Annotated in this window: 18 protein-coding genes and 1 tRNA gene; 7 read left to right on the top strand and 12 right to left on the bottom strand. The window is 38.8% G+C overall.

Annotated features, from left to right (window positions below; genetic code table 11):
• Positions 1 to 24: 24 nt before the first annotated feature.
• Genes menD through MWU56_RS01935 form a run of 3 tightly spaced genes read right to left on the bottom strand, consistent with a single transcriptional unit; the run spans position 25 to position 3,281 of the window.
• Positions 25 to 1,761, bottom strand: coding sequence for a 2-succinyl-5-enolpyruvyl-6-hydroxy-3-cyclohexene-1-carboxylic-acid synthase (menD, locus tag MWU56_RS01945; RefSeq protein WP_247041684.1), 1,737 nt, complete (start codon positions 1,759 to 1,761; stop codon positions 25 to 27).
• A 55-nt stretch (positions 1,762 to 1,816) separates the two neighbouring features.
• Complete coding sequence (locus MWU56_RS01940) at positions 1,817 to 2,878, bottom strand: chorismate-binding protein (protein WP_247041680.1); 1,062 nt, start codon at positions 2,876 to 2,878, stop codon at positions 1,817 to 1,819.
• On the bottom strand, positions 2,859 to 3,281 hold the full coding sequence (locus tag MWU56_RS01935; protein ID WP_247041678.1) for a PaaI family thioesterase: 423 nt from the start codon (positions 3,279 to 3,281) through the stop codon (positions 2,859 to 2,861). Before MWU56_RS01935 ends, MWU56_RS01940 begins: the two co-directional genes overlap by 20 nt.
• A gap of 61 nt (positions 3,282 to 3,342) precedes the next feature.
• On the opposite strand from MWU56_RS01935, the gene MWU56_RS01930 reads away from it, so the two are divergent.
• A complete protein-coding gene (locus tag MWU56_RS01930; RefSeq protein ID WP_247041676.1) occupies positions 3,343 to 3,987 on the top strand; it encodes an alpha/beta hydrolase in 645 nt (214 codons plus the stop codon).
• Positions 3,988 to 3,992: 5 nt separating this feature from the next.
• Here MWU56_RS01930 and MWU56_RS01925 read toward each other — a convergent pair whose 3' ends face one another.
• Positions 3,993 to 4,919 (bottom strand): hypothetical protein, encoded by a 927-nt coding sequence (locus tag MWU56_RS01925; RefSeq protein ID WP_247041674.1) that lies wholly within the window; start codon positions 4,917 to 4,919, stop codon positions 3,993 to 3,995.
• Positions 4,920 to 4,996: 77 nt separating this feature from the next.
• Positions 4,997 to 6,253: an NAD(P)/FAD-dependent oxidoreductase gene (locus tag MWU56_RS01920; RefSeq protein WP_247041673.1), complete on the bottom strand. Its 1,257-nt coding sequence runs from the start codon at positions 6,251 to 6,253 to the stop codon at positions 4,997 to 4,999.
• A gap of 130 nt (positions 6,254 to 6,383) precedes the next feature.
• Here MWU56_RS01920 and MWU56_RS01915 point away from each other — a divergent pair, with 130 nt between their 5' ends.
• Positions 6,384 to 7,940, top strand: a complete 1,557-nt coding sequence (locus tag MWU56_RS01915; RefSeq protein ID WP_247041672.1) for a M28 family peptidase — start codon at positions 6,384 to 6,386, stop codon at positions 7,938 to 7,940.
• 112 nt (positions 7,941 to 8,052) lie between these two features.
• On the opposite strand, the gene MWU56_RS01910 is transcribed toward MWU56_RS01915, so the two are convergent.
• Positions 8,053 to 8,128 (bottom strand) — tRNA-His (locus tag MWU56_RS01910).
• 344 nt (positions 8,129 to 8,472) lie between these two features.
• Between MWU56_RS01910 and MWU56_RS01905 the strand changes: the two genes are divergently transcribed.
• Complete coding sequence (locus MWU56_RS01905) at positions 8,473 to 10,488, top strand: sensor histidine kinase (RefSeq protein WP_247041670.1); 2,016 nt, start codon at positions 8,473 to 8,475, stop codon at positions 10,486 to 10,488.
• On the opposite strand, the gene bshB1 is transcribed toward MWU56_RS01905, so the two are convergent.
• From bshB1 to MWU56_RS01890, 3 genes are read right to left on the bottom strand one after another with little or no spacing between them, the layout of a single operon-like run.
• A complete protein-coding gene (gene bshB1 / locus MWU56_RS01900) occupies positions 10,489 to 11,211 on the bottom strand; it encodes a bacillithiol biosynthesis deacetylase BshB1 (protein ID WP_247041668.1) in 723 nt (240 codons plus the stop codon).
• 6 nt (positions 11,212 to 11,217) lie between these two features.
• Positions 11,218 to 12,387: a trans-sulfuration enzyme family protein gene (locus tag MWU56_RS01895; RefSeq protein WP_247041666.1), complete on the bottom strand. Its 1,170-nt coding sequence runs from the start codon at positions 12,385 to 12,387 to the stop codon at positions 11,218 to 11,220.
• 35 nt (positions 12,388 to 12,422) lie between these two features.
• A complete protein-coding gene (locus tag MWU56_RS01890) occupies positions 12,423 to 13,832 on the bottom strand; it encodes an MATE family efflux transporter (RefSeq protein ID WP_247041664.1) in 1,410 nt (469 codons plus the stop codon).
• A gap of 233 nt (positions 13,833 to 14,065) precedes the next feature.
• Here MWU56_RS01890 and MWU56_RS01885 point away from each other — a divergent pair, with 233 nt between their 5' ends.
• A complete protein-coding gene (locus MWU56_RS01885; protein ID WP_247041662.1) occupies positions 14,066 to 15,361 on the top strand; it encodes a M14 family metallopeptidase in 1,296 nt (431 codons plus the stop codon).
• A 1-nt stretch (position 15,362) separates the two neighbouring features.
• On the opposite strand, the gene ccsA is transcribed toward MWU56_RS01885, so the two are convergent.
• Complete coding sequence (gene ccsA, locus MWU56_RS01880; RefSeq protein ID WP_247043685.1) at positions 15,363 to 18,527, bottom strand: cytochrome c biogenesis protein; 3,165 nt, start codon at positions 18,525 to 18,527, stop codon at positions 15,363 to 15,365.
• Positions 18,528 to 18,660: 133 nt separating this feature from the next.
• On the opposite strand from ccsA, the gene MWU56_RS01875 reads away from it, so the two are divergent.
• From MWU56_RS01875 to MWU56_RS01865, 3 genes are read left to right on the top strand one after another with little or no spacing between them, the layout of a single operon-like run.
• Entirely contained in the window at positions 18,661 to 19,422 is a 762-nt protein-coding gene (locus MWU56_RS01875; RefSeq protein ID WP_247041660.1) for a Rossmann-like and DUF2520 domain-containing protein, read from the top strand.
• Positions 19,406 to 19,933, top strand: a complete 528-nt coding sequence (locus tag MWU56_RS01870) for a KdsC family phosphatase (protein WP_247041658.1) — start codon at positions 19,406 to 19,408, stop codon at positions 19,931 to 19,933. The genes MWU56_RS01875 and MWU56_RS01870 overlap by 17 nt, the downstream gene beginning before the upstream one ends.
• Positions 19,926 to 20,519, top strand: coding sequence for a Maf-like protein (locus MWU56_RS01865; protein WP_247041656.1), 594 nt, complete (start codon positions 19,926 to 19,928; stop codon positions 20,517 to 20,519). The genes MWU56_RS01870 and MWU56_RS01865 overlap by 8 nt, the downstream gene beginning before the upstream one ends.
• Before the next feature lies 1 nt (position 20,520).
• On the opposite strand, the gene MWU56_RS01860 is transcribed toward MWU56_RS01865, so the two are convergent.
• Positions 20,521 to 20,751 (bottom strand): ferredoxin, encoded by a 231-nt coding sequence (locus MWU56_RS01860; protein ID WP_247041654.1) that lies wholly within the window; start codon positions 20,749 to 20,751, stop codon positions 20,521 to 20,523.
• On the bottom strand, positions 20,751 to 21,995 hold the full coding sequence (locus tag MWU56_RS01855; protein ID WP_247041652.1) for a peptidase U32 family protein: 1,245 nt from the start codon (positions 21,993 to 21,995) through the stop codon (positions 20,751 to 20,753). The genes MWU56_RS01860 and MWU56_RS01855 overlap by 1 nt, the downstream gene beginning before the upstream one ends.
• Between the last annotated feature and the right edge of the window lie 79 nt (positions 21,996 to 22,074).

Below are 22,074 nucleotides of genomic sequence, written 5' to 3'. Positions count from 1 at the left end.
TCTTATTTGTTTATAGCTAAGCTTCTAAGATATGAAATCGAAATAGCTAAGCAAAATTTTATTGTTCAATGCTCTTGGTGTGGTAACCTCCAATATTTTTGGTTGATTGGATTTTGAATAGAACTGCTTCAACTTATCTTCCAAATCATTTTCATTCTGAGCTTTTATATATTCAAAACTATACATGTTGGCCAAATATTCAGCAGACAAATTGTGACTTGTCTCAAAGAATGTTTCAAACTCCTCTGTTTCCTCTTTACCCGGTAATATCCTAAAAATGCCCCCGCCTGAATTATTGACTATGACAATTCTAAAATCGGGACGTATGTATTTGTTCCAAAGTGCATTACTGTCATAAAAAAAACTAAGGTCTCCCGTAAGCAACAAAGTGGGTTCTGTACTGTGCATGGAACTCCCCACTGCAGTTGATGTGCTACCGTCTATGCCGCTTGTCCCCCGATTACAAAACACCTTTAATGATGCTTTCATTGGGAATAATTGGGCATACCTAACTGTGGAACTATTTGCTAAATGTACTTGATAGTTATCTGGAATACCCTTTACAATATGATGAAAGGCAGTAAAATCGGTAAACGGAATTTCCTTAAGGTACGTTTCACGTTTTTTCTCGTATACATCCTTCTTGTTTTCCCAAAAGACTTTATAATTACTATTCCCCTTAACATCGGAAATTATTTTCTTAAAAAATGTATTGGGATTTATTTTGATATGTTTCGTTAAGCAATAGAAAGTGTCGTTCGCATTTTTAACATCCACATGCCAATGATTTTTTGGACTGTATTCACGCAGAAAGCTCTTAATTTTCTTGGAAACTATCAACCCGCCAAAAGTTACCAAAAGATCAGGTTGCAAGGCTCTGAAAAGTTCATCCTTTTTACCTGATTTTTCAATCGGAGCAATAATACTGTCAATACTTTCAAAAAAATTGGGATGGTGCAGATTAGATGTGGTCTCGGTAAACAACACCGTATTGGGGTCATGGGCAAGATAATTTAAAACCTCCGATTCAATCGCATTTGGTTGATTTACCCCTACCAAAACCATTTTTCGTGGGCTGTTTTTCCATATCTCGGCCAATACTTCCCAGTTTTCCTCAACCACATTTGTTTTTACGCTTGCTTCAACATCTTGGATTTTCACCGACGGTTCCGTTACTCTATCATACAAAGGCTCCTCAAACCGTATGTTGATATGCACCGGGGAATTTTCTTCGAATGATACAGAAAGTGCCCGTGCTATCTCTTCCTCGTTATAGGCTTGTATTTCTTCCTGGCTATCTTCCAACAAGATTTTACCATATTTTGAAATACTTTCAACGGCATGTGAGACATCTTGTTTTAGATTGGCGGAATAACCAATATGTTTTTCCAGAACATACTCCTGTCGTATGGTTTGACCATCGCCAATATCGATTCGGTAGCTGGGTCTATCAGCAGAAACCACGATCAATGGTATGTTACTGTAATACGCTTCGGCCACGGCCGGATAAAAGTTCAACATGGCACTGCCAGACGAACACAGTACTGCAACCGGCTCCTGTAATTGCTGGGCCATGCCCATGGCAAAAAAGGCAGCACAACGCTCGTCTACAACGCTGTAGCAATTAAAAAATGGGTTTTTAGTAAAACTGATGGTCAATGGGGCGTTTCTTGATCCCGGTGAGATAACAATGTTCTTAACTCCTCTTGATTTAAAACACAACACCAAGGTTTGTGCAGCTGGTATGTCTGAGTACATCATGGCTTACAAAAATACATCATCTAAGCGGTAATCCTCTAAATTCAGATCTATCAATTTATAAGGTACCTAGCATGGTCTTGCTTTTATTTTGGGTCTCGATCCATTCACTTTCAGGATTGGATGCCTTGGTAATTCCTCCTCCAACAAAAATGGACGCTTTACCATTTTGAAGTTCCATACAGCGAAGGTTCACAAAAAGTGATGCCGCTCCCTGTTCCCATAAATTTAATTCCCCCAAGAAACCAGTATAAAAAGTTCTCTGGTAAGTTTCATTCTGCTGGATAAATTGTTTTGCAGCTTCTGTTGGGATTCCACATACTGCAGGTGTGGGATGCAACGCATTTATGACTTCTTTAATTTCAATGTTCTGAAGCATGGTCCCACTAATTTCTGACCGTAAATGCCATAAGTTTCCAGCCCTCACGGATTCCGCTTCGTCAATTTCCAAACGTTCCATTGTAGGAGCCAATTTATCTCCAATGTACTGCGAAACCATTTGTTGTTCCTCAATTTCTTTATTGCCCCATTTTGGTTCCTTACTTTTTATATAGGGTAAGGTAGCCGCCAAGGACATTGTGCTTAGTTCTCTATTGTTGATTTCCACCAAAGTTTCGGGAGTAGCACCACACCACATGCCTATTTTAGGGTGATGAAAAAGGTATCCAAATGCATTTGGGTATTTATGTAAGAGTGTATTAAATATTTTTACCGGTGCCTTTGTAAAAGGTAGGTCTATTTTTCTTGATAGTACTACTTTCTTGAGATTCCCTCTTTCAATCTCCTTGATTCCTTTTTTAACCAAATTGACATGCGCCTCTTTCCCTGACTCGTCCGTGGAATCAAAATTGGTTGTATTTGAGTCCTTGTAATTAAATACTGCTTTCCAAACTTCATCCGGCTGAATCAGAACAGCTTCATTGGTCCTATCAAAAGGAGCAAAAACAAATCCCCTTTCTATAAAATCGATGGTAACCACAAGTTCATCAGTAGATTGAAAAACCGCGAATAGCTCATTATCATTAGGTTTTCTATAAATTACAAAAGGTAGTCCGCTTTGCATGCAGGATTCCACTCTTTCATAAACCTCTTGAAGCTCTTTATTTTCTGGGTAGTGCAATGGTAGTTAGTTTACAATTGGAAATCAGGTTACCCTCCTCATCCGTTATTTTTATCTCCCAAAGTTGCGTGGTCCGACCTTTATGGAGCATGGACGCCCTTGCATACACAAACCCCTCCTTGATAGATCGCACATGGTTGGCAGCAATCTCAATACCGCGCACAACAAATTCCTTCGCGTCCAAAAAAATATAAGATGCGGCACTCCCCACACTTTCCGCAAGTGCCACCGAAGCACCACCGTGTAGGACCCCATCGGGTTGGTGTACTTTTGGCGTCACAGGCATTTTTGCCAGGAGAAAATTTTCCCCTACATCAATATAGGTAATATCCAACGTCTCCATTAATGTGTCCTTGCATATTTCATTGCACACGGACAGAATCTTCTCCTTGTGTTCGTTCATCTTTATACTTTTTTGTAAAATTACACAAAGCTTTTGCAATATCTAACATAGCCTTCTAATCATGTCCAACAAAGAAAAGACGGTACGCTATACCACTGAAAACACATATCTGACACAGAATGAATTAGGGCCGAAAACCAAAAATGTTTGGTTGGTTTTTCATGGGATTGGATACCTGAGCCGATATTTTGTAAAGTATTTTAATAGTTTAAATGCAGAGGAAAACTACATTATTGTTCCCCAGGCCCCATCTAAATATTATTTAAAAAACGAGTATAAATATGTTGGGGCAAGTTGGTTGACCAAGGAAAATACGGCCACGGAGATAAAAAATGTGCTCAATTATATTGATGCGGTACTTGAATCCGAGAATTTATCTGAAGATCTAAACCTAGTTCTTTTTGGGTTTTCCCAGGGAGTTTCCGTAGCTACTCGATGGTTGGCGAACAAAAAAATCCAATGTAAATTGATTGTGCTTTATGCAGGTGGGATTCCTAACGAACTTACCGCTGGAGATTTTGATTTTTTGAATCCAGACACTTCGGAAGTTAAAATTATCTATGGTGATCAAGATGAATACCTAACCCCAGACCGGTTACAGACGGAAAAGTTAAAAGTAGATACATTATTCCAAGGTCGAGCAGTAACAATATCCTTTAAAGGTGGTCATGAAGTTAAGCCGGAAATCATTGAGGGATTGTTGTAAAGACATCATTTATTGCCCTCTTGTTCAGTTGGCTCCTCTTCGTAATATTTGATTGTCCTTGTGATATATGTATTTCCAGGAGTTATAATCTGTTTTACCCAATTGCTTGGTGTATGGTTGTCAAATTGGAAAATGTATTTGTCTGCAGCCTCTGTATTTATCGTTTTCTTTTCCACCCTGCTCAAAATTCCATTTGTGTAATAGTAATATCGTTTTTTTTGCGACACAAATTCTTTTTCCACAATATCGTATAAAAAATCTTCACTAGTGACCAAATCACCTGCACTATTAAAAACTTCTTCAATGGCGGTGTTGGGTTCACCATCAATATATTCCTTGGTCAATATAACTTCTTGCGTGCCAATAGGAGCTTTTTTGGTAGAGGTACGTACCGATTTTTGCAAAATTCCATTGGTAAACGTACTTACGGTATGCTCGTTTTTTATTTCAGAATATTCAAAAGTGGTTTCATCCACTCCATCACCATTAGATGATATAATACGAGACAAATTCCCTTCCTCGTCATATAGATATTGTTCCTGTTCTAAAAATTGTTTATCGTACGAGATTATTTTTTCTATTACTCTTCTGGTAGGAACCGTATCTAATTCATAAAAATTCGCCATAGAAGTGGACTCGTCCAAAACGTTGTTCTTGTAACTTTCCATACGCTTCTCCACCAATTCACCATCGTTGTATTTGTAATACGTAATATCTTGGTCGGTATCATTGTATTGTGTCACTGTTTTAATTAAAACGCCCTCTTTGGTAAATTCGAACAATTCCTTACCATAGTCCGTAGAAACCAAACATGACGCTACCCTACCTTTAAGATCAAAATCCTCAACAGTAAAGATTTTCACCTCTTGGGCCCAAATTCCAATAATTTGAAATAATGAAAAAAGAAGTATAATGGCGTAATTTTTTTTCATGCTGTAAAATTAGTCGTTAAAAACACAACTGAAAAATCTAAACAACATATATCCGACCACAATTGGTAAGAAACCCTCTAAAACTTGCGTTGGGGGTCAAAAGGAGAAATATCCATAGATAGTTTCTCTCCGGAGATAAGCTCTGTGATCAACTTTCCTGTTGCTGGTCCCATACTCCACCCCATCATGGCATGTCCAGTTGCTATTGTTAAATTAGCATAGTTTTTGGGCCTACCGATATATGGGAGTCCATCAGGGGAAACCGGTCGTAATCCACATTTGGCATTCTTCTTGGCTATTTCGGGAATTTCCAATTTATAATAGTAGTCCCGTACCCCTTTTGCAATGGCTTCTACCCTCTCTTTGCGAATGGTATGGTTAATTCCTGAGAATTCCATGGTACCTGCAAATCGCGTAAATCCTTCCATTGGCGTTACAGCAATCTTTTTTTCCATTAAAATGGCGGGTAAATTAATATGTGTAGGTTCTTCTACATTGATTCTATACCCTTTTCCCGCTTGCAACGGTAATTTAAGGTTTAATTTTTTTGACAGATTTGATGTCCATGACCCCGCGGCAAACACAACTTCGTCCGCTATGTACGATGCTTTTTCGGTTTTAACTTCTGTAATTTTGTTTCCCTCTGCACAAACATCCGTGACTTCTTCATTTTTACGAATGACTACCCCGGCTTCAATGAGAAAAGCAGTCATCCTTTTCATAATCAAAGGTGGTGTGGTATGCCGGTCACATTCCCAAAGAATGGCACCTTCAGCATTTATTTCCACATTGGGTTCAAGTGTTTTTAATTCTTTCTTTGAAAGTAACCTACCCTCTAACCCCAGGTGTTTTGCTTTTTCTACCACTTCCATTTCATGATCGCGAGCTTCATTGGACTGGAACATCATCAATAATCCTTTGTTTCCAATTTGAAAATCCCCCAAATCTCCAGAAGCTTGTATTCCTTCGTAGAGTTCTCGGCTCAAAAGGTTAATATCTCGAATAATGGGCATGGCGTGCTCCACCTTGGTTTTGGTTGAAGACTTTTTAAAATACCAAGCCCACTTAATAAAGTCTGGGTCCATTCTCGGTTTCATATAAAATGGGCTGGAAGAATTAAACATATACTTTAACCCTTGTGTAATCATACCTGGGGAAGCCAACGAAATTATATGGGATGGGGTAAGGTATCCTGCATTAACAAAAGAAGCACCGGATGAGATATCCGATTTGTCCAACACCGTTACTTTATGACCTTCTTTCTGTAGAAAATATGCGGTAGAAAGTCCAACAATACCTCCTCCTACCACAATAACACTTTTGTTCTTGCTCATAATTACTAGTTTGAGGTATTCCTAAAAGACCGCCAATATACATAATGGGAACGAGAATGTTCTTGTGGTCATAAAAATTCATTCATAAACTTTTGACTATTTTTGCAGGATTCAGAAAACTTATATAAGAATGAAAAAACTATCCTTATTGGTCTTAGGCTTAGCCTTTGCGTGTAATTCTTCACAAAAAACGATTGCCGAGCCAAAAGAACCAGTACCTGTTACAAGCCCTGTACCATATGCGGAGTCCATTACACAGGAAGAGCTTAAAGAACACTTGTACACGTATGCATCCGACGAATTTGAAGGAAGGGAAACAGGGAAACCGGGACAGAAAAAAGCCATAGCATATATAAAGGCTCATTACGAATCTTTGGATGTTTCGCCTGCCAAAGCAGACGGGGACTATTTCCAGAAAGTGCCTTTGGAAGTATCCAAAGTACCCAAAGGGAACCTTACCATCAATAATGAGAATTTTGAAGTGGGTGATAATGCGGTATCATTCTCATCAGCTCAAGGAACATTTGATCAAATTGTTTATGCTGGGTACGGGATTGAAGATGGAGACTACTCCGACTACAGCGGCATTGATGTTTCCGGAAAACTGGTGCTCATTAAAGCTGGTGAACCCAAAAACGCCAATGGCACTTATGTACTTTCCGGATCTATGGAACAATCCGAGTGGAGCAACATGTCCGAGGCCATGGGTAAAAAATCGGCTCTTGCAGTAGAGAAAGGCGCCAAAGGCATTCTTTATTATGATACCCAGAATTATCCGCGCTTTCGAGGGTATTTTCAATTTATGAAAGCCAACAACAGTGGTCGTATGCAACTCGCAGAGGATAATGGTAATGAGATTCTTGTTGTCTTGGATGAAAAAGCAACGAAAACCATAAAAGGTGATATTGACGAAGACAATGTTCCAAAAACAATTACCGCGGACATCGAATTAAATATCCTTGGTGGTAACGATGAAATAAATTCGGAAAATGTAGTCGCATTTTTAAAAGGCACCGAGAAACCTGAAGAATATATTGTAATTTCTTCACACTTAGATCACATCGGAATCACCGCTGATGGTCAAATCAATAACGGAGCAGACGACGATGGTTCTGGAACTGTGGCCTTATTGGAAATTGCCGAAGCGTTTAAAAAAGCGGCCGACGAGGGGAATGGACCAAAACGCTCCGTAGTGTTCTTACATGTAACCGGCGAGGAAAAAGGATTATTGGGGTCCAAATACTATACGGATGTTGACCCTATTTTCCCCTTGGAGAACACAGTTGCCAACCTTAACATTGATATGATTGGCAGAATAGATCCAAAATATACTGGGGCTAGAAATTATTTATACCTCATTGGGTCAGACAAGTTAAGTACGGAACTCCACAATTTATCCGAAGAGGTAAACAAAAAATATACAAACATTGAATTCGATTATACCTATAATGATGAAAACGATCCCAATCGTTTTTATTACAGAAGTGACCACTACAACTTTGCAAAAAACAATATTCCGATCATATTTTATTTTAACGGTACACATGCAGATTATCACCGGCCTAGCGATACGCCCGACAAAATAAATTACGACCTGTTGGAAAACCGCTCACGACTTATATTCTACACGGCATGGGAAATTGCCAACAGACCAAATAGATTAGTTGTTGACAAAGCTGCAGATTAAGCTATCTGTTTATAGAGCATTGAAAAAGCCCTTTTTTTTAAAAGGGCTTTTTTTGTTTAATAATTGAATAAAAAATCCCATATCGAAAGGATATGGGATTTAACTAATGTAAGGGTGGAAGACGGGATTCGAACCCGCGACCCTCGGTACCACAAACCGATGCTCTAACCAACTGAGCTACAACCACCATTTAAAGCGGATGCAAAAATACTTTTTTGTAATGATTCAACCAAAATATTTTTCAAATTCCATCAATTTATTTTAGCACTCCTTTATTTATCCACTACATCTTATTCTACAAGTTGCTGGCAACTAATAATAATGACTCTATGGTACAATTTACCGATAAAATGCACGTTTTTAAGACCAAACACACATTTTTGGACCTTTCACAACAAATAATTTCAAAAAAGTTAGTGTAAAAGTAGTTTTACATCATATAATCTATAATCAATTGTTTTCTCAAATAAATCTTATACCTCACAAGAAGAAACCAATTATTGCACTGGGTATATTTACGTGCATTCTTTTGATGTCCATACCGATTAACGCCCAGTCCTATAGAAAGCATGATAGTTTAGCTTATAAACTACAGCGTTTGGAATCAACTAACCGATTTAACGCCAAAGATACTTCACACATCAATCTTTTGAACAGATTAGCGTTCTCCTATCTTTACTTGGAGGCTGACAGTCTTTATTCCATTGCAGAAAGGGCATTGAAATATAGTGAGAGTATTAATTATAGCCGTGGTATAATCAAAGCCCTGGATGCCCAAGCTAATTATTTCTATAATAAAGGAAATCGTGAAAAATCGATGCCACTATTTGAGCAGGCGTTAAAAATTGCTGACGAAACCAATGATTTTAATTCGGAGGTATCTATTATAAATGCACTGGCACAAAATTATAGTTTTGAAGGTAACTACGCCGAAGCCCTAAACCTAAACCTAAAGGGTATCGATTTGGCCAAAAAAATTGATAACCCACAAATGCTCTCCATACTTAATGAGAACATTGCGGGTCTCTATGCAGATCAGAAAGATTTTAAAAATGCCTTGATGTTTTACGATACGGTTCAAAAGATTAACCGAAGCATGAACAACGAGGTCATAGATGCTGAAACGCAGAGCAATATGGCGTCTCTCTATAAAGATGCGAAGGATTTTAAGAATGCGATGTTCAGTATTAATCGAAGTATCAACACCTTTGAGAAGAATAAGATTTACGATTGGCTTGCCTATGCTTATGAAGTGAAAGGAGATATTTATCTTGATCAAAAAAAATATAAATGGGCGCTCTATTGGTATGATCAAAGTAATATGCTTTTTAAGCATCAAATTGAAGACGATAGAATCAAAATTCAATTGATGAACGGTATGGCCAAAGTATATTTTGGTTTGGAAAATGACAGCCTCTCTTTAAATTATGCTAAAAAAGGACTTGCGCTTTCCAAAAAGATAAAATCCCTTCAAGGCCAAATTGATTGTTCTGAAACTCTTTACAAGGTTTATAAGAAAAATGGTGACGACACCGAAGCATTGGCTTATTTGGAAACCTTCAAAACCCTGTCTGATTCACTGTTCAGAGATAAAAACAAACAAAGTTTATCTCTTTTAGAGACAAAATTGCACTACGAACAAGAAAAACAAGAATTGATAGAAGCCAATCAAAATGCCTTGGCCAAGCAACGTAATTATATCTATTTTTCCATCATAGTACTTCTTATCCTAAGTATAATCACCTTTTTGATCCGTAGGAGCGAGAACATTCAGAAAAAGTTGAACCGAGAACTAAAAGATAAATCCCAAGCAATATTATTACGTGAAGCACAACTGCATGAAATCAATAAAACCAACACCAAACTTTTTTCCATTATCGGCCACGATCTTAGAGGCCCAATTGGTGGGTTACAAGGAATTCTGAAGATGTTTACCGATGGTGAAATAAGTACAAAAGAACTGGTCTCATTTATTCCCAAACTAAAAACAGATGTGGACAATATATCCTTTACACTGAATAATCTTTTATCTTGGGGTATGAACCAGCTAAACGGAGTGGTCACTAAACCCAAACGCGTATCGTTGTCAAACCTTGTGACCAGCAACATCCAGTTATTGTCTGAGATTGCCAGTAGCAAATCCATTAAAATTATTAATCAACTTCCTGAAAACCCACGAATTTGGGCGGATAATAACCAAATAGATATCGTTATCCGAAATCTATTGAGCAATGCAATAAAATTTACTCCGGAGAACGGTCTGATTACCATTGACGCTGAAGAAAAATCTGGGATGTGGCAGATTTCTATACGAGATACAGGGGTTGGTATGACCGCCGAGATCCAGAAAAGCATTTTCAATGACTCCTCCAATGTTACCACTTATGGTACCAATAATGAAAAAGGTACTGGTTTAGGTTTGTCCCTATGTAAAGAGATGGTACATAAAAACAAAGGCGAAATATGGGTTGATAGTGTTCCGCGAAATGGAACCACATTCTTTTTTACAGTACCCAAATCTTTGAACAGGTACCAAAAAGCATCTTAATCAGATTAAATCGTCTAGTTTGTCCACGCCCAAGTAACGCTCTACAGTAAATCCTTCGGCATGTTCAACCCCAATTATTCTACCCAAATCCCTAGCGCGGTATTCCACGCTGTCCGTAAAATTTTTACTGCTGATAGGTGTTTCCGGCTCGTCGCTTTTAGGGTCATAAAATTGTGAGCCATAAGCCAAAATAGCCTCGGTTTTCTTGTCCATAAACCCAGATACGTTCACAACAAAATCGGGTTCCAGACTTTTCCATTGGATATAATGATATACAATCTTTGGCCTCCAGGCATCTTGCCATGCATCGTCGCCATCCATTTTGGTGTCAATTTTTATCAAACCACTCAAAAAGCAGGCATCACTTACCAATTTACTACCTCTTCCGTGGTCAATATGTCGGTCATCAATAGCATTGCAAAGTACTATCTCGGGTCGGTACTTTCTAATTATTTTAATGAGTTCCAGTTGATGCTCTTTATCGTTTACAAAGAATCCATCTGCAAATTCCATGTTTTCTCGTACCGATACACCCAATATTTGAGCGGCTTTTGCTGCTTCTCGATCCCGAATTTCAGCAGAGCCACGGGTACCCAGTTCTCCACGGGTCAAATCCACGATTCCTACTTTTTTTCCTTTGGAAACTTCCTTGGCGATGGTAGCCCCTGCCCCAAGTTCGGCATCATCAGGATGCGCACCGAATACTAAAATGTCTAGCCTCATATATTATTATACCGTTACGGTCATGGATTTTACTTTGGCAATGGCCTGTTCTATATCTACGATTAAATCTTCTATTTCTTCTATACCCAAGGAAAAACGAATCAATGAATCCTTAATGCCTTGTTTAGCCCTATCCTCTGGAGTCATCAATGCATGAGAAGTTTGCGTAGGAGAAAGCATGGTGCTTTCTATACCTGCTAAACTCATGGATGGTTTAATCAATTTTAACTCCTTGAAAAACAAAGACGCATCTATTTCTGGATTCAGCTCAAACGATAGCATTCCCCCAAAACCTTTCATTTGAGATTTGGCCAACTCATGCCCGGGATGGTCTACTAAGCCTGGGTAATACACATGGTCCACATCTTTATTTTCATTCAAATAAGTAGCCATTTTCATAGCATTCTCATTCTGTGCCTTCACGCGGATGGCCATCGTTTTTAAGCTACGTTCCAAAAGCCAGACCGTATAATCGCTCAAACTTCCACCAAAACAAATCCCAGTTTGAAATACTTTATCCATATTTTCCTGGGTAGAGGCAACTACGCCTGCACATATATCGGAGTGCCCTCCCATATATTTTGTAGCACTGTGCACCACAACATCAACTCCAAAATCAATAGGATTTTGATTTACCGGACTGGCAAAGGTATTGTCGATCATGGATAGGATTCCTTTCGTTTTCGCCAAATCTGCCACTCCTTTCACATCGGTAATGGTCAATAGTGGATTGGAAGGTGTTTCCAAATACAAGACCTTGGTATTGGGCCTTATTTCTTTTTCAAAATCTTCCACTTCCCAACCTGTGGTAAAGGAATAGTCAATTCCAAATCTTTCAAATTGGCTAACGGCCAAATGATACGTTCCACCATAAATAGTTTGTTGCAGCACCACGTGGTCACCTTTTTGTAAAAAAGCCATCAATGCGGTACTAATGGCGGCCATACCACTTCCAAAAATCAGAGCGGCTTCAGTATGTTCCAAAGCTGCCATTTTTTTGCACAATGCCTCTTGATTAGGTGTATTGAAATATCTTGGGTATCTTTTTACGGCTACGTCTTCAAATTGGTAGGATGTACTCATGTACAATGGGGATACAGCTCCTTTGAACTCTTTATCCTCCAATTCCCCAACGTGGGTACAGATGGTATTCAGTCCTTTTTTATCGTTGTTCATGATGGTTTTACTTTAGTATAAAGATACGAAACCGATCATACTTGAACATTCTTCCATTTTCCTTTTTTGAACCATACCATGGCCAATACGGCCAATAATATTTCTGCCAAGGTTATGGCCATAAAAACACCAATTGCACCTAAGTTAAAAACCAAGGCTGAAATGTAGGCCAATGGTAATTGAAAGAACCAAAACGAAATCAAATTAATCTTTGTCGGTGTTCTGGTGTCTCCTGCTCCATTAAAAGCTTGGGTAACCACCATGCCGTATGCGTAAAAAACATAACCCAAAGCAATTATTTGAAGACATAGTGCTCCATTTTTAACCACCTCTGGAGTTGTATTGAACCAAGAAATAATGCTAGTTGCGAAAATGAGATAACCCAAGGAAACAGTACCCATAAATATGGCATTGTATTTTCCTGTTTTCCAAACCGAACGTTCTGCCCTATCGGGTTGTTTCGCCCCAAGATTTTGTCCCACCAAGGTAGCGGCAGCATTGCTCATTCCCCAAGATGGCATCAAAGTAAACATCATTACCCGAATAGCTATGGTATAACCCGCCAATACTTCACTACCAAATTCGGACATGATTCGCATAAGAAAAATCCAACTGGAGGTTCCTATCAAAAATTGGGCAATACCCCCTAAAGAAACGTTGATCAGGTTAAGCATAACCTTTAGGTTAATAACCAAATCTTTGGCCATCAATTTAATTTTGCCCCAACCAAAAAACAAAATTCCCAGTTGAAAAATTACCGCAGTTCCCCTACCTATATTTGTCGCAATTGCCGCCCCTTTGACCCCAAACTCTGGGATGGGTCCAAATCCAAAGATGAACATTGGATCCAAAATAATATTAAGTCCGTTGGAAAGCACCAAGGCCCACATAGCAATGGACGCGTTTCCCGCACCACGAAAAATGGCGTTGATCAAAAAAAGTAGAACAATAGTGATGTTGCCCCCGATCATATATTGTGTATATCCGTAACCTTCGGCGATTAAATCGGGTTCCCCACCCATTAAGGCCAAAATATCTTTGGCGTAGATTATTCCAATGATTCCTATTAATATAGAAATCCCCAATCCTAAACTAATGGCCTGAACAGCAGCAGTTCTTGCTCCATCCACGTCTTTCTCGCCAATTCTACGGGCAACAACCGCTGTGGCGGCCATACTCAATCCAATGGCCAAGGCATACACCAAGGTAATCACAGATTCTGTAAGCCCAATAGTGGCCACGGCATTAACGCTTACTCTGGATACGTAGGCAATATCCACTAAAGCGAAAATAGACTCCATGAGCATTTCCAAAATCATAGGGACGGAGAGCATAAATATGGCTTTTCGGATGCTTCCGGATGTGAACTCCGTTTCTTTACCAGAAATAGCTATCCAGAAATACTGAATTATTTTTTTAAATGAATTTGTATATTGAGATGTCATTATCTAAAAATTATGTGTGAAAAAGAAAGTAAATATCAAATTCGCCGAAGGAGTTTCGGTTACCTCAATGGTGCTAGACCAAAGGTGATATCTATCGCGTACATAATTCTTATAACTTCATGATGACGCAAATATGGGGAAAAAATCAATACATTATTAATAATTTTATATTTACTGCTTCATTGCTTGTTGATACTTTCGTAATCAATCTAACTCAAAATAAATTAAAAACCATGCGTATTAAAAGTCTGATTGCCATTGGAGTACTATTTTCCATAATACTCACAGCATCCTGTAAAAAGAACCCTGATACTACAGAAACCGAAAAAAAATCAGGTTATCAGGGCCAAGGAAAAAGTCCTATTGTACCTACGGTGGACAAACCGGTTCAAAAGCAATGGAAAGGGGTATGGGCATTTAATGACAGTACTATTTTCTTTTCAAACAAATTTGAAGGAGCCCGCTTGAATGGGGTGGCCTACGATGGTGATGACCACTATTCTATATGGATAACTGCAGAAAACACTCCAATAAACGTGAGTCCTTGGTATGCTTTTCAAGTGTGGTCCAAAGAGCCTCGCGACATAACAGTCCAACTTAACTATCAAGACTCCCGTAGTAGATACTATCCTAAAATAAGTGTAGATGGTAGAAACTTTAAACCCTTGGATAGCACTAATTTTAAAGCCATCAATCCAGGGGAAGATGATTTTGGAATCAAAGCTGCGCCAGAATCTGCAGAACTTACGATAAGTGTAAATGAAAACCCAACCTGGATCACCGCTCAAGAACTTTATACATCATCGGTGGTTAAAGAATGGGTAGATTCGTTAAGTCTTAAACCATTTATTGAAAATTACCCAATTGGTCTTTCCAAAGAGAAAAGAACCATGCATTTAATGGAGATAAAAGAAAACGAGGATGCCAAAAAAGCATTGATGATCATTTCCAGACAGCATCCACCAGAAGTAACGGGTTTTTTAGCGATGAAATCTTTTATCGAAACAATTTCCAGCGATTCTCAACTAGCCAAGGAGTTTAGACATGAACATACGGTCTTTGTGGTACCCTTGATGAATCCTGACGGTGCGGACAACGGACATTGGAGACACAATATGGGCGGAATTGACCTGAATCGTGACTGGCAGAACTTTAACCAGCCCGAAACAAGAAATGTTCGAGATTTTCTGGTAGCGAAAGACAAAGATTATGAATTTGTGTTCGGAGCAGATTTTCATTCCACCTGGGACGATATCTACTACCCTATTGATACCACGGTAACTGGAGAAAAAGGAAAGATAATCTTTGATTGGATAGAAAACATAAGCGAAAGATTACCTCAAAAGAGAACCAATATTAGCGCCTCTGATGAAATTGACCCTACCATGGTTTCCAGTAAATACTTTTACGTACACCACGGAATGCCGGCCATTGTGTTTGAATTGGGTGATAATACTTCGAGGCCATTCTTAAAAGAAAAAGGTAAAGTTGCCGCAGAAGAAATTATGAAACTTTTAATGGAACAATAGCCTATTTTTTGGCGTAATGCACTTTGTATCGCCAAAAACTGACTCCTCCAAGAATAAAGACCCCGAGTACTGTATACCATACAAAGCTTGGGGTTATTACTTGGTCCCCACTAGCATAACTGTGCAAGCCCACCAAATAAAAATTCACCCCGAAATAGGTCATCATAATACTGGCAAAGGCAATAACACTGGCAAAGTTATAGATCCACTTGCCTCGTAAACCAGGAACAAGACGCATGTGCAACACAAAAGCATAAACCATAATGGAAATAAGTGCCCAAGTTTCCTTTGGATCCCAGCCCCAATATCGCCCCCAGCTCTCGTTGGCCCATTGGCCACCCAAAAAGTTACCTATGGTAAGCATCACTAAACCTGCTGTAAGTGCCAATTCGTTAATTACCGTAAGTTCCTTAATATTTAGGTCCATACGTTTTTTGTTCTTTTCGGTGGTAAGAACCATAAGCAGTAACGCCACTACACCTAAAATCATACCTACTGTTAAAGGGCCATAACTACCCACAATCACAGCTACGTGAATCATTAACCAATAACTATCCAGTACAGGCTGCAAATTTGAGATTGCAGGGTCTACCCAGCTTTGATGGGCTATCCATAATAGCATAGAGGTCACAAATGCACTAGCAGCAATGGTAAGTTCACTTTTTCTACCCAAGGCCAAACCTATACCCATAGTGGCCCATCCTACATATAAGATACTTTCATAAGCGTCGCTCCAAGGAGCGTGGCCAGAAATGTACCAACGTAACACAAGACCTATGGTATGCCAAATAAAGAACAAAATGATAGTTCCTTTTAGTAAATAGGCAAAGGCGTCTAAAAATTTTCGCTCCTTAAATATTTTGGCAATAAGAACAAAGAACAATAGTCCACCTACCAATGCATAATACTTGTACAAACGATTGAACAAGTCAAGCTTATTATATATGATTTCGGTCTTTATCCTATTTTCGGAGGGTAATATTTCCTCTCCATGATTTATTTGATTTTGTTTGAAAGCCTCCAATAACTTATCAGGTTGAGAATAATCTCCCGAAGCGATGGATTGCTGTAAAGAATTTAAATAATATGGAACAGCATTCCTGATAAAATTGGAATACAAGGAATCTTGGACCTGATGCTGACCAGAACGGTATTCCACCGCGGATATCCATTTATTGTTCTCATCGTTCAACAATGGAAAAATCTTCACGATTTGGCCACTCAATGCTATATCCAGCAAACTTAGTCGCTCCCCTACTTTTTTAATGTCTTTTTCAAAATTGGAAGGATTGGTGGTAGAAGTAGCTTTTTCCAGATATGGTCTTAACTTATACGCTCCTTGCTCATCAAAGAAATCAGTTGCTTTCACAAAATCTGTACCTGATGGAACTCCAATTACTTTTCTAATGCTATCATTTTGCCATTTACCCACATGAATAAAATCCACAGTATACCAAACACCCGGGTTAAGCATCATCGAAAGGAAAACTTGGTCTGGAGAGAGGTCTTTGTACTTGTTCTTCCCACTTAATTTCCGCAACAATTCCGATGCAAAAGTATGTACCGGCTTCATTCGTCCACCTGCATCCTGAATTACTAAATTTCCAAACTTTTCGGCATGTTCTTTAGCTACGGTGGTAGCTTGAATCACCGAGTCAATCTGAGCCTTGGTGGGCAACGAAGCATGTTCATGGCTTTCTTGTGCATTTACCGAAAGAAAGGCAAATAAAGATACGATGGTAGTCAATGCCGCTTTTTTGGCCTTTATTTTTTCCAACATGGCCTGTAAATCCCTAAATCTGGTTTTGCCGAAGAACATAATTCCCATTAAACCCATATATAGCAAGAAATATCCAATGTATGTAATCCAAGTACCCCACCAATCGTGATTTACGGAAAGTACTGTACCACGTTCGTCTGGATCAAAACTTGCTTGGAAAAAGCGAAAGCCCTGATGATCTAAAACATGGTTCATGTAAATATCATAATCAAAGGGTCGGTCATCGTGTATTGTTACTTTACTCATAAAAGAAGAATAGCCTGTTTCGGTGCCAGGATATTTTTCAGCTATAAAATCGTTCAGTTCAATGGAAAACGGAAGTTCATACACTTTGGAACCGTAGCTAAAGGAAAAATCCAAGCCACCTACATTGATTTTGTCAGAATAATTAGAGGTTCCTTTACTACCCAACAGTTTAACTTCTTTGGTCTCACCATTTGCAGATACAGAAATTACTAAAGCATCCAGTGTTACATTGGTTATCTCTTCTTCGGGCACTTTAACAATTCCATACTTACCTTTTATGCTTGGTTCTGGAACCACAAATTGCATTCCTCCCATTGTATAAAGCGAACGTAATAACAAGGGTTGAATGCTATCACTGGTGACCTCTCCTTGAAACTGATCTGCCATACGCATAAAGTTACCTTCAAAAGGTGATTTTATACGATAACCATTTTCTTCATCATAAAAAATGTTTATAGCTCCGTCCGTCTCATTATTTAAAGCGAACAAAATATTATGAATACTTGCTATTTTACCATTTTCTAGATAATGTTCATGACGCTGTCCATCACCGGCTTCAACAATTTGCAAGTATTCCTTGCCATTTTCATCGGGAATCAATCCTTTTTCTGCTCCTTTGATGAAATCTACATAACTAATTGAAAAAGGTTGGCCATTAAAATCGGATTTCCATGGTAAACTCGTCCGCTTTCCTTCTGGGGTGACCAAAATATCATCCTCTAAAACTCTTCGTTTAGTTTCTCCATTGATATCACCATCCACAAAAGCGGTCAAATAAGTTTTATCAGAATAAAACACCTTTTCGGTAGCGCCTTCACGAATCGGCATCATTCCCTCGTAGCTAATATATCGGGTAACAAAAGCTCCCGCGATAATCAGAATCCATGAAAGATGAAGTAAGAGCACCGGCCATTTTTTCCAAGTCAATAGACGGTACCTATATATATTGCCAAAGAAATTTATTGCAAAAAAAACCATGATGGCTTCAAACCACGTGGCATTATAAATATAAATACGTGCGGTTTCTGTGCTATACTTACTTTCCACAAAAGTTCCCATGGCCATTGCTGTTGCAAAAACCAAAAAAAGAACAGCCATAAGTCTAGTGGAAAAAAGCGTTTTCTTAAGAATATCGATCATGGAAATTCGGTCTACTTTCGGCTTGCAAAAATACGGCCTTTTTGGAACATCCGTGTTCCCTGAGAGAATAAAAATCATAGATATTTGTTAAATCTTACTACTATTCATCTACCCTAAATTTGTAGTTTTGGGGATGCTCAAAATTGTTGTTTTAGGAACCGGAAACCTTTCCAAACATTTGTGTACCGCTTTTATAAAGGCTAAGGATGTTGAAATCATCCAAGTAGTGGGACGTAACGAAGAAGATTTACAACAGTTTTCCGATTATTCTCCAATTTCCAATGATTTTAACGCTATCGCCGATGCCGATGTTTATATAATAGCGGTTAAAGACGATGCTATCTCCGAAGTGTCCGAACATTTATCGAAGAAAAAAGGAATAGTGGCCCACACCTCTGGAGCAATTCACCTGAATGCGGTTCAACCAGATAACAAAGGTGTATTTTATCCATTGCAAACCTTTACCAAAGGTAAATCAGTTGATTTTGAGAATATTCCCATCTGTTTTGAGGCACAAGAAAAAGAATCATTGAAAACGTTGGAAATTTTGGCAAAATCCATTTCCAAAAACGTGCACCAAATTGACTCTGATCAACGAAAAAAATTGCATCTTGCAGCCGTTTTTGTGAACAACTTCACCAATTATATGTACCATGTTGGCGAAGCGCTTTGTTTGGAAGAGGGAATATCTTTTGATTTATTAAAGCCGTTGATATTGGAGACTGCCGAGAAGATTCAGACCATACCCCCAAAAGATGCGCAAACTGGTCCGGCTCGTCGGAACGATAAAAAAAGCATGACAGGTCATTTGGAACTTTTAAACAACGAAACACACATTACACTATATAAATTATTGAGCGAAGCCATAAATAAAGCACATGAAAAAGAATTATAAAGAACTTTTAAGCAATATCACCACTTTTGTTTTTGATGTTGATGGTGTTTTTACCGACGGGTCGGTGTTGATCACCACCGATGGGGAACTTCTACGTAAAATGAGTGTTAAAGATGGATATGCTTTAAAAACGGTTATAAAAAAAGGTTACAATGTGTGTATTATCACCGGTGGAACAAATCAGGGCGTGAAAGAACGCCTTAAAGGCCTTGGAGTCACAGATTTTTATATGGGCGCACACCACAAACAAGAACCTTTGGAAGAGTATTTGGATATACACGACATTGATCCCCAATCCGTAGTTTATATGGGCGACGATATGCCGGACATCCCTCCCATGAAAATGGTAGGTTTAGCCGCTTCGCCTCAAAATGCAGTTCCTGAAGTAAAAGCTGTTTCTGACTATGTTTCCCATAAAAATGGTGGTGACGGGTGTGTTCGCGACATTATAGAACAAGTATTAAAAGTACGTGGGGACTGGAACGATAATTTTAGTGCAAAGAATGACTGAAAATCCACTTAAAAATAAACTCAAGGATAAGAAAATCATATTAGGTTCAGGGTCACCACGAAGAAAAATGTTTTTGGAAGATTTGGGACTCGATTTTGAGATTCGACCTAAATCCGTAGCGGAAATTTACCCAGAAACATTACAAGGTCAGGAAATCTCAGAATATTTGGCGGAACTCAAGGCCACTCCCTTTAAAAACGAACTAGAACCCAATCAAATCGTAATAACTTCCGATACTGTAGTGTGGCACAACAATAGCTCTTTGGCAAAAGCTGTTGATAAAGAAGAAGCTTTTACCATGCTTCGTGCTCTATCAGGTGATTGGCACCAAGTGATTACCTCTGTTTGTTTTACAACAATGGATGGTCAAAAAACAGTTAGCTGTACCACCAAGGTGAAATTAAAAGATTTACTGGATGACGAAATCAACTACTACATTGAACACTGTCAACCTTTTGATAAAGCTGGCGCCTACGGTATCCAGGAGTGGATTGGAATGATCGGCATCTCGGAAATCCAAGGTTCTTACACTAATGTTGTTGGGCTTCCCACACATTTGGTTTATAGAACGCTCCTAGAATTGTAATTCAAGTTTGTTTTACTGAAATAATCTTTACCGGACATGCTTTGGATGCTTGTTCGCAAGAATCAAATATTCCCACGTCGGGAGATTTTATGGTATAAAACCCTTTTTTGTTTTGGGAATGCAGCAAAACCGATTTACCATCTTTTTTGGACATGGCAAACTGTTCCGGAGCCATTTCCACACAATAGTTGCAACCGATACATTTTTCTCGCTGAAGTGTAACAACAACCATTAGGCTTCTATCTTATTTTCTACTATTTTGTATAGCTTATCCGAAAGTCGGATTCTGAAATCCAAGGGAATAGTAACAGAGTCCCCTTTTTTGGCAGTGGAAAGTTTAGCGTCGTTCACCAGCATTTCGGTTATTTTCATTTCTTTGGCACCTGTGGTGGGACCCGTAATCAAAATAGTATCTCCCACGGCAATATCATAGGCTTCAATTATAAACTCACCAATATTGGATTTAGGAAAAAAATGTGCTCCCTTGCCAATATAGACTTTCTTTTGAGTAGCAGATGAACCCGGAACCTTACTCCACTCTCCCAACTTTTGACCCAAATAATATCCACTCCAAAATCCTCGATTGTATACTTTTTCCAGTTCCTGCATCCAACCGATTACTTTTTCTTTATCATACGTGCCCTCATAAAGACTATCCAGCGCATGACGATAACATTTAATCACTTTTGCAACATATTCGGGAGCGCGTCCCCTACCCTCTATCTTTAATACTTTAATTCCGGCATCTACCACTTGGTCCAAGAAATCGATGGTGCACAAATCTTTGGGAGACATAATATACTCATTATCCAATTCCATTTCAAACCCTGTCTCTTGATCTATGACCGTGTATTTTTTACGGCAATTTTGCTTGCAAGCCCCCCTATTTGCCGAAGAATTATAGGAATGTAAACTCATGTAACATTTGCCCGAAACTGCCATGCACAAAGCCCCGTGGCCAAACACCTCAATTTCCACCAAACGACCGGATGGTCCTTTGATCTGCTCCTTTTCTATTTGTTCTGTAATCTTTCTTACTTGTCGCAAGCTCAACTCACGGCTCAGCACCATGGTATCGGCGAACATGGCATAGAATTTAACCGTTTCTATATTGGTCACATTGATTTGGGTTGAAATATGAACCTCCAATCCCAAAGCTCTCGCAGAGGCTATCACTGCCTGATCCATAGCTATTATTGCCGTCAACCCAACTTCCTTTGCTTTTTTTAGCAAAGTTTTGACAATGGAAAGATCGTGGTCGTAGATTATGGTATTAAGGGTAAGGTAAGTTCTCACCCCTTTGGTATTGCATCGGTTAGCAATCTCTTGAAGGTCATCCAACGTAAAATTCATCGTCGCCCTCGCCCTCATATTCAATTGCTCAACACCAAAATATACCGAATCCGCCCCATTGTCCAATGTAGCTTGAAGAGATTCAAAATTACCGGCAGGTGCCATCAATTCAATCTTTTCCATATTAAAAAGTTTAAGCCTTTAAATATTTTGCAAAACTACATTTTTCCATGTATTGCGAAAAGTTAAGTATATTGATAAA

The sequence above is a fragment of the Allomuricauda sp. F6463D genome (genome assembly GCF_023015965.1).
Taxonomy (GTDB): domain Bacteria; phylum Bacteroidota; class Bacteroidia; order Flavobacteriales; family Flavobacteriaceae; genus Flagellimonas.
The sequence above is the reverse complement of the archived record's forward strand: the minus strand, read 5'-3'. Positions and strand labels throughout refer to the sequence as shown.

Coding starts and splice junctions, on each gene's coding strand:
- menD (WP_247041684.1), bottom strand. CDS start 1,761: ATGATGTACTCAGACATACCAGCTGCACAAACCTTGGTGTTGTGTTTT.
- MWU56_RS01935 (WP_247041678.1), bottom strand. CDS start 3,281: ATGAACGAACACAAGGAGAAGATTCTGTCCGTGTGCAATGAAATATGC.
- MWU56_RS01930 (WP_247041676.1), top strand. CDS start 3,343: ATGTCCAACAAAGAAAAGACGGTACGCTATACCACTGAAAACACATAT.
- MWU56_RS01925 (WP_247041674.1), bottom strand. CDS start 4,919: ATGAAAAAAAATTACGCCATTATACTTCTTTTTTCATTATTTCAAATT.
- MWU56_RS01920 (WP_247041673.1), bottom strand. CDS start 6,253: ATGAGCAAGAACAAAAGTGTTATTGTGGTAGGAGGAGGTATTGTTGGA.
- MWU56_RS01915 (WP_247041672.1), top strand. CDS start 6,384: ATGAAAAAACTATCCTTATTGGTCTTAGGCTTAGCCTTTGCGTGTAAT.
- MWU56_RS01905 (WP_247041670.1), top strand. CDS start 8,473: ATGTCCATACCGATTAACGCCCAGTCCTATAGAAAGCATGATAGTTTA.
- bshB1 (WP_247041668.1), bottom strand. CDS start 11,211: ATGAGGCTAGACATTTTAGTATTCGGTGCGCATCCTGATGATGCCGAA.
- MWU56_RS01895 (WP_247041666.1), bottom strand. CDS start 12,387: ATGAACAACGATAAAAAAGGACTGAATACCATCTGTACCCACGTTGGG.
- MWU56_RS01890 (WP_247041664.1), bottom strand. CDS start 13,832: ATGACATCTCAATATACAAATTCATTTAAAAAAATAATTCAGTATTTC.
- MWU56_RS01885 (WP_247041662.1), top strand. CDS start 14,066: ATGCGTATTAAAAGTCTGATTGCCATTGGAGTACTATTTTCCATAATA.
- ccsA (WP_247043685.1), bottom strand. CDS start 18,527: ATGATCGATATTCTTAAGAAAACGCTTTTTTCCACTAGACTTATGGCT.
- MWU56_RS01875 (WP_247041660.1), top strand. CDS start 18,661: ATGCTCAAAATTGTTGTTTTAGGAACCGGAAACCTTTCCAAACATTTG.
- MWU56_RS01870 (WP_247041658.1), top strand. CDS start 19,406: ATGAAAAAGAATTATAAAGAACTTTTAAGCAATATCACCACTTTTGTT.
- MWU56_RS01865 (WP_247041656.1), top strand. CDS start 19,926: ATGACTGAAAATCCACTTAAAAATAAACTCAAGGATAAGAAAATCATA.
- MWU56_RS01860 (WP_247041654.1), bottom strand. CDS start 20,751: ATGGTTGTTGTTACACTTCAGCGAGAAAAATGTATCGGTTGCAACTAT.
- MWU56_RS01855 (WP_247041652.1), bottom strand. CDS start 21,995: ATGGAAAAGATTGAATTGATGGCACCTGCCGGTAATTTTGAATCTCTT.